The sequence below is a fragment of the Chryseobacterium contaminans genome (genome assembly GCF_001684955.1).
GTDB classification, from domain to species: domain Bacteria; phylum Bacteroidota; class Bacteroidia; order Flavobacteriales; family Weeksellaceae; genus Chryseobacterium; species Chryseobacterium contaminans.
The window spans coordinates 1-11133 of the sequence record NZ_MAYF01000028.1 but is presented as its reverse complement, the minus strand read 5'-3'; the positions used below and the strand labels follow the sequence as shown (position 1 = coordinate 11133).

Below are 11133 nucleotides of genomic sequence, written 5' to 3'. Positions count from 1 at the left end.
TGTTAAGCCTTATTGTGGAAGTGGATGAAGAACCACAGATTTTAAGATTTAAAGAGAACCCCCATTTTAAGATAGACCCGATGGAAATCACTCCAAAAAGCAAGGGTAAACATGATCTTAAAGATTATGTTACAATAGAATGCTTGGAAGAATTTTCTGTGGATCAGGATATAGAAGTATATGCTGTTTCTAAAAATGAAGAAGAAAAAGAAGTAGAACAGCTGGCTGGAAAATTAAAAGTTTGGGCGAATGATGCTTTGAAGAGGAAGAAGTCGAAGGTTCTATTGGTGGCTATTAAAACAAGTAAAACTATAATTGGCAGTTATGCAGGTCAGAAAGAATTATTTGAAAAATATCTTCGACATGCTTTGATTGAAATGGAAGTGGAAACTTATTCTTTGGATTTATCTTCTGATTTGGACTTGCAACCCGGAGGAAAATATATAAATAGAAACAGAATATTAGCATATTATGACAATGAAAAACATATTCCTTCGGCTCATGCTTCTGGATATATGAATCTTGTTTTTTACCTTAATGGGAAACTAAAAGAAGACCTGAAGAATAAAAAGGAGAATGAATATAAATACAGTAAATATTTTGTTGCTTTTTATATGGGAGAAAGTGGAGGCTGTATGGACAAATCGAATATGTATAAAGGTTTGAATGGTTATGCCGTTAATGATTTTGTAATCCTATTTCCTGGAAAGAGCAATGAAACCGCAGCCCATGAATTTTTACATACCAAAGGTGTCCCACACAGTTTTACCAATAATGCAGCAGATCCCAATGCAGAATATACCTATATTTATGGTGAAACAGAAAATATTATGGATTATTCTCATATCAACAGTAAGCCAAGATATAGCATATGGAAATGGCAATGGCAAAAAGCAAACTCCAAAATAAATGGCTTATGAAAAAGTATTTTTTTTTATTGATATTAACAATCAATACTTCTTGTAATGCACAAACTAGCAATCTTATGAATAAAGAGAATGAATTGTATCATGAAATAGATCTTAAGAGGATAACAGAAACTAATGAATTTGTTAAAAGAGGATTTCTTTCAAATAATAATTATGTAGAATTGTTTTTTAACAAAACAGGAAATATTGTACTAGAATCATCTCAGAATAGTTTTTTTTCTGTTTATAAAGAATACTATCCTAATAAATTAATAAAAATAAAAGGCTTACAGCTTAATATAAATTCTAGATATTCTTTTAAAAAAGGCTTTTGGTACGAATTTGATGAAAAGGGAAATCTTATCAAGGAAACAGATTATGATATACCTTTCAAATTTACTTTTGAGGATATTTTAAAATTTTGTAAAAATAAACGAATAAAAATAGATAAAGGTCCCATATTACAAAGTACAGGCTGGCATAATAAAATTTTTAGAGATCTAGAAAACGGACATCCAGTATGGGAAATCGAGCATTTAAAGAAATCAGATTTGGTTGAAATCATCAAATTAGATGGTATTACCGGAAAGGTTTTAAGTACAAGTACATATAAATATATTAATAATTAGATTATATCTCCACGTCATAAGCTCCGGAGATTTTGTTATTCTATTTCCTGGAAAGAGTAATGAGACCGCAGCACATGAATTCTTGCATACCAAAGGAATACCTCATAGTTTTACCAATAATGCTGCAGATTCTAATGCAGAATATACCTACATTTATGGAATGACTGAAAATATTATGGGCTATTTTCATATCAATAGCAATCCAAGATATAGCCTTTGGAAATGGCAATGGAAAAAAGCAAACTCTAAAATAAACGGGCTATGAAAAAGTATTTTTTTTTATTGATACTAATAATAACGACTTCTTGTAAAGCACAAAAAAGCTTACTTATGATGCCAAAAATAGATAATAAATTTGAGAAATTTGATCAAGATCATTACAATAAAATTTATAAGAAAGATATTTATCTTGCTTATGATAAGTTATCAGATGGAACTTATATAGAAATGGATCAAAGTAAAAATATGAAAAGTTATGTAGAAACTCCATTAAATTCCTATTACAGGATTACGAAGATTTATTATACTAACGGAAATATAAAATCAAAAGGACTTTCATCTAATACGGGCTATTTTCAAAAAGACATTTGGTATGAGTTTGATGAGCAAGGAAATTTGATTAAAGAAACAGATTATGACAAACCTTTCAAATTTACTTTTGAAGATATTTTAAAGTTCTGTGAAAAAGAAAATATTGAAATAAAAAAAGGGCCAATTTCTCAAAGTGGATGGCATAATATCATTTCCAGAAAAATAGAAACCGATAAACCTATTTGGAAGATAGAACGTTTAAAGCGTTCAGACTTGGTTGAAATTATCACGTTAGATGGTATCACGGGCAAAGTAATAAAAAGAGAAACCGAAGAGTATCTTAATAATTGATTTTATGGAGATTATTTCTAACTTTAGATTGTAAAAATGTATTGGGATAATAATTGTGAAAGAATATCCTTTTTTATTTGTGTTCATTGTTATTAGTTCTTGTTATGCTCAAAAAAGAGCTGTTATGATCCCAGAAGTAGATAATAAAATGACAGTTTCAAATTCAGGAAAATATTATTTAGAGACTTTTAAAGACTCTTATTATATGATTTTAAAATCTTTTTACTCTAACGGAAATATAAAAAGAAAAGGTATTAATACCCTTTCTGAATAATTACAACTCACCTTTCTTTCCATGCAAAAGCGTATTGATCTTCCTTCTCGTCTGTACAGAAACCTTATAAGCATTATCCCTTAATTTCTGGATTTTCCCTACAGGCTGAAAGATAAGTTTACTTTCAAAAGGATTAAATGAAAGCAGCTCATTACTGCAGTCACGAGGATCTAATAAAGTATTCTTCTCTATTTTAACCTCACCAATTTTAATGTATGGCGAATTTTTCCATTCCACATTGAGTTTATTGATGGGCTGGTCTTTCAGGTCATAACAAAGCTGAATCAAAACATCCGCCATAAAATCATTCTTTTGAAGATAATTTTTTAGAGCTTTTTTTACGTTTTGTTTTTTATCCATATTCTTGTTAACAGACCTGGGACTCAGTTTTATCTTTATCATATAATCTCCCAGACGGTAAGCTCCTACAGAATGATAATCAAAAGAGAGAATAAAATCATTTCTCTTACGAAACAGTTTTAAGGCATTTTTGATAAAAGAACCTGTAAAAACGGTGGGAACTGCTTTGATTATTTGTGTGATCAGAGAAAATACACTGCTCCATTTCTTAATATAAAATATATTGATGGCAGTAAACAGCTTCAGAAATATGGAAACAGAATTAACCGGAAATAACGGGAAATTCACCAATGGATAATTGGACAGCAGATGATTATTTTCATCCCTGATCTGTACCGCAAAGCCATAAGCCGGAATATCTTTTTTTGAATTGGTTATTTTGAATTGAGCATTGGAAAGTCTTATGAACAAATCAAATTTTTCTTTATCAAAAAAAGGTTTCAGGAATTCAGGAATAGCAGGATCTACCCAAAATGTACCCTTCGTGACTGCATAAGTCTTGGCATGGGCATTTCTGGTAGCATAATTAACGTCACTTACAGAAGAGGATTGCTCAACAAAATCAGCAATCGATTTTTTATTGATTTCCAGAAGTTTCTTTTCCTCTTCATTAAGCTCGTCAAACTTCTTGTTATATAATATTGGATTTGGCATTTAGTTTTTAAATCCAATTATAACGCCAAGTTTCGAAATCTGTGTTAAGGAATTATTACAATTATTTGAATTTTACGGAAGTAAGGAAACAGGAAGTTTGAAGCAGGAAATTCCTGCTATATCGTTTTTAATGATTATTTGTTTAATATATTGATTGTCAGTGTTTAATTATTGTAGTGAAGAATGAATAAAACAGGAAAATACTTAACAGTTAAATATTCAATCTTTCAACTTCCATCCTTGTGCTTCGATCTTGCAAGCCTAAAAAAGCCTTATCTTTGTAAAAAATTATAATATGGGAGTAGCAGATTTGTTATTTAAACGTAAAAAAGAATTAGCTGAAAAGAACCTTAAGGACGGTAAGGAATATATGGAAGAGTATGGTAAGAGAGAAAGCGTTGTTCAATTACCAAGCGGCTTACAATATGAAATTATTACGGAAGGTGATGGTGCAAAACCAGGTCCTAAATCTACCGTAAAATGCCACTACCACGGAACTACTATTTCCGGTAAGGTTTTCGACAGCTCTGTAAAAAGAGGAACTCCGGCATCTTTTCCATTAAACAGAGTGATTTCTGGATGGACAGAAGCTCTTCAGCTAATGCCAGTTGGTAGTAAATGGAGACTGATTATCCCGCCGCATTTAGCGTATGGAGATCAGGAGATCAGTAAGGAAATTGGGCCAAACAGTACCCTTGTTTTCGAAGTAGAATTACTGGGTATTAAATAATCCTGCTTAAAAAATAGAATAAAAATTTACCTGATTTCAGGTAAATTTTTTTATTTGTGCTATATTCGTATGAATGAATTATATTGAAACTGATGGATGATTTCTGACAATGATTCAGCTATTGCAAAAAATTGGTTTGAATGAAAAAGATTTTTTACCTGTTAATCGTTTTAGGGCTGTTGACTTCTTGTGTTTCCAAGAAAAATCAGGCTATTCAACAGAACATCCTTACTTTGAAAGACAGTTATTGTAAGGCTCCTTTCAAATATAACTATAGTAATAAAGTCCCATCCTACAATTCGGACTCCATTTTAGCTGCCAATAAAGAGCTGAAAGAAATGTTTTCTGATCAGAGTATTCTCATTTTAAATGCATTGGATAATCTGGATGAGGTTCATCAGATTATAGATCTTAAAAAAGATTCATCTCTGGCTTCCCAGGTCAAAGTTTTACAGTTAAAGACCAAAATAAACAGCAAAATTACCATAGCCCTCACAGAACTGGACGCCGTAGCAGCAGAGTTTGATTGTGAAGGGGAAAGAGTTGCCCAGATTGGAAACTATGTGGACAACCTCAATTCTTCCAGAAATAATAAACTTATTCTGTATTCTATCATTACAGGGGCAGCAGCTTCCATCGCCGGTGGAATTGTTAGCGATCAGGGGTGGAGCAATGCCATTGATATTGGCGGAGGGGTTCTGGGAGCGGGATTTGGTTTGGCAACCCTTAATCCGAAGGGAAAAAAGGTAGAATTTATTCATCAGAGAAACCTTCTGAGAGATATCTGGAAAGGAAAATTAGAATCTCCGAACTTTCCTCCTTTTATCTGGTATATGTATACCGAAAAGAAATTCTCCAATAGGGAAGAACGTTCCATCATCGGAAATATGAAAGAAAGATGGCTGCATTATCAGTTTGATGATGATAAAACGGCAGCTGATCAATCCGTTATTTTCAGCGATGGTGGATATTATAGGGCAGATGATCTTCATAACAGGGCAGCCATGCTTAATCAGATGCAATCAGCAACACGAACCATCAATCAGAACATTAATTATTTACTGCTGGATCTGGATAAATTAATCCTTTAAGGAAAATTAATTGTAATAAATTTTGCTACAATTAAAATTTTTGTATCTTTGCAGAGTAATTACAATGAATAACACAAGATTTGCTACGGCAATACATATTATGACCTTATTGGCGAAAAGTCCGCAGGAGTGGCTCACTTCTGACTGGATGGCTGGTAGTATTAATGTAAATCCTGTCATTGTAAGAAAAGAGATCAGTGTCTTGAAAGAAGCAGGTTTAATTATCAGCCGACAAGGGAAAGAGGGTGGAAGCCAGCTTGCAAAAGAGGCAGATAATATCACCATTTCTGAAATTTACAGATCCGTAAAAAATACAGAAGTTTTAGGAAAGAAAAATCAGAATCCTAATCCTGCCTGTAGTGTCGGAAAAGAAATTAACAATCATTTAAATACCCTATTTGAAGAGACAGATCAGTTGGTAAGTAACTTTTTAGGAGATAAATCTTTGCAGGAATTCGCAGATCAGTTCGAATAAAATTTTTTTACCCATAAATGTAACAATATTTATTACAATTTAATTTAAAAATAAAACAGTATGAAAAAAGTAGCAGTAATTGGTGCAACCGGATTTGTAGGGGCACACATTGTAACAGAATTGGCAAGCAGAGGATATGCAGTGGAGGCTTTAGTAAGAGATGCGTCGAAGGTAAAAGCACAGGAGAATGTAACCGCAAAAAGCGTTGATGTAAACAATGTAGCAGAATTGGCAGAAGCTTTAAAAGGAAGTGATGCAGTAATCAGCGCTTTTAATGCAGGATGGACAAACCCTAATCTTTACAATGACTTTTTGAATGGTTCTGAAAATATTGAAAAAGCAGTAGAAGAATCAGGAGTAAAAAGACTGATTGTAGTAGGAGGAGCAGGAAGCCTTTATACTCCGGATAATGTTCAGATCGTAGACACACCGGATTTCCCGGATGCTTACAAACCAGGAGCAACTGCTGCAAGAGATTATCTGAACAAAATCAAAGAAAATAATACATTGGATTGGACTTTCTTCAGCCCTGCTATAGAAATGAATCAGGCGAATGTAGGAACAAGAACCGGAAAATACAGAACATCTCTGGAAACTCCTGTATTTGATGAAAATGGAAGAAGCCAGCTTTCCGTAGAAGATGTAGCTGTAGCTTTAGTAGATGAATTGGAGCAGAATAACCACATCCGCGAACGTTTTACAGCAGCTTATTAATTTAAAAAAGAACAAAAATGTTAAAAAGAAAGTTATTATCATTAATGACTGTTTTAGGTTTCATCAGCATATTTGCAGGAAACCTGAAGGTAAAAGTATATAATCCCGGAACCAAGGCTATTTTTCCAATTACCTCTACCATTATTTATGGTGATAAGGATGCGATGCTTATTGATGGACAGTTTCAAAAACAATATGCAGAACAGTTGGTGAAAGAAATAAAAGCAACCGGAAAAAATCTGAAGACTGTTTTTATTTCTCACAGCGATCCGGATTTCTATTTTGGATTGGATGTAATTAAAAAAGCGTTTCCAAACGTAAGAATTATCTCTACAGCACAAACAGCTTACCTGATTTCTGCTTCAAAAGATGATAAAATGGCTGTCTGGAAACCACAGTTAAAAACAGATGCTCCATCAGAAATCATTGTTCCGGAAGCAGTGACTGCTATTCCTGATCTTGAAGGAAATAAAATTGAGATCAGACAGAATCCTGAAGATCCTGCTCACAGCTTTCTTTGGATTCCCTCTATTAAAACTATTGCTGGAGGAATTTCTGTTTCCGTAGATTCACATCTTTGGATGGCAGATACTCAAAATGTAAAGGCTATTGACCAATGGATCGGGCAGATTGATGCTATGAAATCTTTGAAACCTGCACAGGTTGTTCCATCGCATTTTGCTAAACAATCTTTGTCTCCAACATCTTTGGATTTTGTAAAAGATTATCTTGAAAATTACAAAAAAGCGGTCACTGAAAATAAAACAACCTCTACCATCGTAGATTATATGGTCAAAAAATATCCAGCTCTTCCAGGAAAAGGTGAATTAGAGATGGGAGTAAAGGTTTTCCTTGGTGAGATGGAGTGGGATTTAAAATCACCATATCCAGCCATCGGTCAGAAGGTAGAAATAGATTTTGGAGCCGTAAAATTCCTTTTGGATTTTAAAGACAATAAAACAATGACTTTCACCGGAATAGCAGGAAGTTCAAAAGATAGCACTGATACTGTAGAATATACAGCTGTAGAAGTTGCAAAAAATGTTTTTATGGTTTACTGGCATGAACCTCATTTAGGATTTAATGTAACCCATATTCAGGATTACAATAAAAATATAGTGTATTCTAATATTGCAGGACCAGACGGAACATTTACGCATCCAAAAGGAACGCTTAAGATTGTAAAATAGAAAACAGCTGCCATTGGCAGCTGTTCTTGTGTTACATCAGAAGATTTAACCATAAAGATATCCTCAAAGCTTTATCCAATCAGCTTGCTGATTAATTCTTTGCTTTCTTAGAATCAAACAGAAAGAACCTTAAAACTTTGCGTTGAAAATAATCTTTCGCAGATTTCCCAGATTATGCAGATCTGTCAACGCGATAATCATGTTTGTGATATTTGTGAAATTATTAGTGCTCTTTGTGTTTAAAAAAAGAAAAATCTGCTCAATCAGCGACATATAAAAAATTCCCACAGATCCCACAAATGACACAGATTTTATTTTATTCGTTCAATCTATAATTAATATACAATTGTTTTTATTTAAAAACCAAAGATTTACACGAATCTCCACAGATAATTATGCTTTAAAACCTGGCTGCAATCTTTTTTGAATCTATCCATAATCATCTGTGCAAACTTGTGAAGATTTGTAGTGGAGAAATCTGCTCAATCAGCAAAATCTGCGAGAGCAAAAAATACAAAATCTATCCTTTAAATAAAAAAGCTGCCTCATAAGAGACAGCTTCTTTTTATAGATTCATAAACAACCTCGGATTCACCGGAGTGTTGTTTTTATGTACTTCATAATGGAGATGAGGTCCCGTAGAACGTCCGGAGTTTCCGGATTTGGCAATTACCTGTCCTACTTTTACCTTATCATTCACTTTGGAAACAAGCTCTGATAAATGTCCATAAAGAGTGGCCAAACCATTTCCGTGAGAAACAATGACACAGTTTCCATACCCTCCTTTTTGTCCGGAGAAAATAACTGTTCCGGCAGCAGCAGCTCTTACATCTGAACCGAATGCAACAGCAATATCCAATCCTTTATGGAACTGCATCTGATCAGCTTCGGCTGGGGGATTATTTTTTTCCATAGGAGCCGCTTTAGAAGTGGTAGTTCCGGCAACAGTTTTTGTGGCAGGGGCTGATGAAGCCGGTGCAGAAGCTACAGGAGCCGCTTTTGGAGTCACCATCACTTTAACTTCTCTTTTATTTCCATAGCTATCCGTTAGTTCAACGATTTTCTCCACAGGTTCAGCCTTTACTTCCGGCTTTGGAGCTGCAGCAGCAACAGGTTTAGCTTCTGTAGCAGCGCTAGATTTTACCGAAGCAAAAACAGTTTTAAATGGAATAGGATTTTTTCTGATCCCGAAATTAGATGAAATATATCCATCTGTAGGCATTCCTAAGGGAACCTCCATCAGCTTTTTCTGTAGGTCCATCAGATATTGGCTGTATCGGTTGGCCTGCTTGGAAAGATAAATAGAATTGGAAATACTGTCCTGATTAAGCATCATTAGCTTTTCATTGGAAATGTCCTTAGACTTCAGGAAAGAGTTCAGTTGAGCAACTGTCTGATCTACAAGGGTAAGATCAGTTTTCATTTTCAGATAATCTACACTGTCTTTTTCAGTGTTTATTTTTACAAGGTTCACTTCATAATTTTTGTCGTCCTTTTCCGAGAAAAGTTTGGCAATGAAGATACCCTGTGCAAAAACTACTAATAAAAGTCCTCCCAGGAGAATGTTTACGTTCCTCTTGCTGTTTAGAAATTTTTTCATATTTCCTCTCTTAGAATATTTAAAACGGTTTTAAGGATGCAAATTTAATTAAAAATAAGTTTTGTTGGTTATTCTTAATTAAAATTCAGTTTTTTCTGTATCTAACGTTTAATTACATATTTAATTGTGCGGAAGCATTATTTTTTTCAGAAAGTGGTTTTTTATCATGCCTTAAACTATTCTGTTAAATCTTTGTTTAATATATTTGCAGTTCACATTCCAATTATGGCTAAAAAGAAAATTATTTCAGAATCTTCGAATCCAAAAAAGACTAAAAAGGATGTTTCTGTAGGAGTAGTAGGAAGCGGAAGTTTTGCCACTGCTATTGTAAAAATGCTTGTTGAAAATTGCAAAGTTGTGCACTGGTGTGTAAGAAGTGAGTTTGTAAAAGGAGCTATTGAACTTCGTGGACATAACCCTACTTATCTTACGGCTGCTCATTTTAACCTGAAGAGTTTAAAGTTAACTACAGATATTAATGAATTGGTTTCTGCCTGCGATGTTATTGTTTTGGCAACCCCTTCCATTTATCTGTCGGATACTTTAGATAAGATGACCTGTGATTATTCAGATAAGATCTTTGTTTCTGCAATTAAAGGTATTATCCCTAAGGTAAATGATGTAGTAGCGCATTATCTGCGTGATGAGTTTAAAATAGGTTTCAGAAACCAGGCCGTGATTGCAGGACCTTGTCATGCTGAAGAAGTAGCGATGGAAAGACTTTCTTACCTTACCATTGCAACAGTAGAAGACGAAACCGCAGAAAAGCTGGAAGGAATTTTCAGTTCAGATTTCATTAAAGTACAGACCAGTAAAGACATTCTTGGAAATGAATACAGTGCTATTCTTAAAAATATTTTTGCCATAGGAGCCGGAATTGCCAGTGGCTTGGGATATGGAGATAACTTCACAGCCGTTTTTGTGTCTAATGCGATCCGTGAAATGGAAATTTTCCTTGAAGCCATCTATGAAGCACCAAGAGATGTAAACGAGAGTGCTTATCTGGGAGACCTTTTGGTAACGGCTTATTCCCTGTTCTCAAGAAACAGAAACCTAGGGAACCTTATCGGAAAAGGATATACCGTAAAATCAGCAATCCAGTCGATGAACATGGTGGCGGAAGGATATTATGCTGCACAGTCTATTTATAAGACATCAAAACAGAAAAATCTTAAGTTGCCGATTATAGATACAGTATATGCCATTCTTTATGAAGGTAAAAATGCTGAAAAACAGTTTAAAAAATTAACAGCGAAACTGAACTAAAGAGATTTTGTAAAATATATAAGCTCTGTTGTACACTTTGTATAGCAGAGCTTTTGTTTTTAACGTAGCATTCTCTGCGTTTTAAAAAATACTGTATTAATTCAAAAGATTTAAATATAAAATCTGATGGTTTTAATAAATGAAATGAACAAAATAAATTGATACTTTCCATCATATCATCTTGCATAATTCATAAGTGTTTTTAGAACAAAAATTAACGTGTTAAAATCGTTAAACGCGTTTCTCTTTTTAAAACTTTTCCCGAAATTTGAACTAAAATTTAAAATTATGTCACAATCGCTTACAAGCAGAACACCGAAACCTAAATACGACGTTGTACTGATAGGGGGCGGAATCATG

12 protein-coding genes and 1 pseudogene are annotated in these 11133 nt (G+C 33.9%); 11 read left to right on the top strand and 2 right to left on the bottom strand.

What is annotated here, in order from left to right; translation table 11 throughout:
- The 5 genes and pseudogenes from BBH99_RS22240 to BBH99_RS22235 form a co-directional block, all read left to right on the top strand.
- Positions 1-920, top strand: a pseudogene (locus BBH99_RS22240) (hypothetical protein); the annotation flags it as partial.
- Entirely contained in the window at positions 917-1537 is a 621-nt protein-coding gene (locus BBH99_RS03105) for a hypothetical protein (RefSeq protein WP_123872970.1), read from the top strand. The pseudogene BBH99_RS22240 and the gene BBH99_RS03105, both read left to right, overlap by 4 nt.
- Before the next feature lie 82 nt (positions 1538-1619).
- Complete coding sequence (locus BBH99_RS03100) at positions 1620-1802, top strand: hypothetical protein (protein WP_066691860.1); 183 nt, start codon at positions 1620-1622, stop codon at positions 1800-1802.
- Positions 1799-2419 carry a hypothetical protein gene (locus BBH99_RS03095; RefSeq protein ID WP_123872968.1) on the top strand — a complete coding sequence of 207 codons (621 nt, stop codon included), beginning with the start codon at positions 1799-1801 and terminating at the stop codon, positions 2417-2419. Before BBH99_RS03100 ends, BBH99_RS03095 begins: the two co-directional genes overlap by 4 nt.
- A 124-nt stretch (positions 2420-2543) precedes the next feature.
- A complete protein-coding gene (locus tag BBH99_RS22235; RefSeq protein ID WP_165601871.1) occupies positions 2544-2693 on the top strand; it encodes a hypothetical protein in 150 nt (49 codons plus the stop codon).
- Here BBH99_RS22235 and BBH99_RS03085 read toward each other — a convergent pair whose 3' ends face one another.
- Positions 2694-3707, bottom strand: a complete 1014-nt coding sequence (locus BBH99_RS03085) for a catalase family protein (RefSeq protein WP_066691850.1) — start codon at positions 3705-3707, stop codon at positions 2694-2696.
- A gap of 295 nt (positions 3708-4002) precedes the next feature.
- On the opposite strand from BBH99_RS03085, the gene BBH99_RS03080 reads away from it, so the two are divergent.
- The 5 genes from BBH99_RS03080 to BBH99_RS03060 all read left to right on the top strand — a co-directional run bounded on the left by BBH99_RS03080 (position 4003) and on the right by BBH99_RS03060 (position 7907).
- Entirely contained in the window at positions 4003-4437 is a 435-nt protein-coding gene (locus tag BBH99_RS03080) for an FKBP-type peptidyl-prolyl cis-trans isomerase (protein ID WP_073300468.1), read from the top strand.
- 140 nt (positions 4438-4577) lie between these two features.
- Positions 4578-5528 carry a hypothetical protein gene (locus BBH99_RS03075; protein WP_066691847.1) on the top strand — a complete coding sequence of 317 codons (951 nt, stop codon included), beginning with the start codon at positions 4578-4580 and terminating at the stop codon, positions 5526-5528.
- 64 nt (positions 5529-5592) lie between these two features.
- Positions 5593-6003 carry an Rrf2 family transcriptional regulator gene (locus BBH99_RS03070; protein ID WP_066691837.1) on the top strand — a complete coding sequence of 137 codons (411 nt, stop codon included), beginning with the start codon at positions 5593-5595 and terminating at the stop codon, positions 6001-6003.
- Positions 6004-6063: 60 nt separating this feature from the next.
- Complete coding sequence (locus BBH99_RS03065) at positions 6064-6717, top strand: NAD(P)-dependent oxidoreductase (RefSeq protein ID WP_066691831.1); 654 nt, start codon at positions 6064-6066, stop codon at positions 6715-6717.
- Between the two features lie 17 nt (positions 6718-6734).
- Positions 6735-7907, top strand: coding sequence for an MBL fold metallo-hydrolase (locus BBH99_RS03060; protein ID WP_066691830.1), 1173 nt, complete (start codon positions 6735-6737; stop codon positions 7905-7907).
- 565 nt (positions 7908-8472) lie between these two features.
- Here BBH99_RS03060 and BBH99_RS03055 read toward each other — a convergent pair.
- Complete coding sequence (locus BBH99_RS03055) at positions 8473-9507, bottom strand: M23 family metallopeptidase (RefSeq protein ID WP_083188722.1); 1035 nt, start codon at positions 9505-9507, stop codon at positions 8473-8475.
- A 225-nt stretch (positions 9508-9732) separates the two neighbouring features.
- Between BBH99_RS03055 and BBH99_RS03050 the strand changes: the two genes are divergently transcribed.
- Positions 9733-10773, top strand: a complete 1041-nt coding sequence (locus tag BBH99_RS03050; RefSeq protein ID WP_066691828.1) for an NAD(P)H-dependent glycerol-3-phosphate dehydrogenase — start codon at positions 9733-9735, stop codon at positions 10771-10773.
- Positions 10774-11133 lie beyond the last annotated feature (360 nt).

Excerpts from the sequence above, each read along its gene's own strand:
- BBH99_RS03105 (WP_123872970.1), top strand. The coding sequence starts at position 917 with ATGAAAAAGTATTTTTTTTTATTGATATTAACAATCAATACTTCTTGT.
- BBH99_RS03095 (WP_123872968.1), top strand. The coding sequence starts at position 1,799 with ATGAAAAAGTATTTTTTTTTATTGATACTAATAATAACGACTTCTTGT.
- BBH99_RS22235 (WP_165601871.1), top strand. The coding sequence starts at position 2,544 with ATGATCCCAGAAGTAGATAATAAAATGACAGTTTCAAATTCAGGAAAA.
- BBH99_RS03085 (WP_066691850.1), bottom strand. The coding sequence starts at position 3,707 with ATGCCAAATCCAATATTATATAACAAGAAGTTTGACGAGCTTAATGAA.
- BBH99_RS03080 (WP_073300468.1), top strand. The coding sequence starts at position 4,003 with ATGGGAGTAGCAGATTTGTTATTTAAACGTAAAAAAGAATTAGCTGAA.
- BBH99_RS03075 (WP_066691847.1), top strand. The coding sequence starts at position 4,578 with ATGAAAAAGATTTTTTACCTGTTAATCGTTTTAGGGCTGTTGACTTCT.
- BBH99_RS03070 (WP_066691837.1), top strand. The coding sequence starts at position 5,593 with ATGAATAACACAAGATTTGCTACGGCAATACATATTATGACCTTATTG.
- BBH99_RS03065 (WP_066691831.1), top strand. The coding sequence starts at position 6,064 with ATGAAAAAAGTAGCAGTAATTGGTGCAACCGGATTTGTAGGGGCACAC.
- BBH99_RS03060 (WP_066691830.1), top strand. The coding sequence starts at position 6,735 with ATGTTAAAAAGAAAGTTATTATCATTAATGACTGTTTTAGGTTTCATC.
- BBH99_RS03055 (WP_083188722.1), bottom strand. The coding sequence starts at position 9,507 with ATGAAAAAATTTCTAAACAGCAAGAGGAACGTAAACATTCTCCTGGGA.
- BBH99_RS03050 (WP_066691828.1), top strand. The coding sequence starts at position 9,733 with ATGGCTAAAAAGAAAATTATTTCAGAATCTTCGAATCCAAAAAAGACT.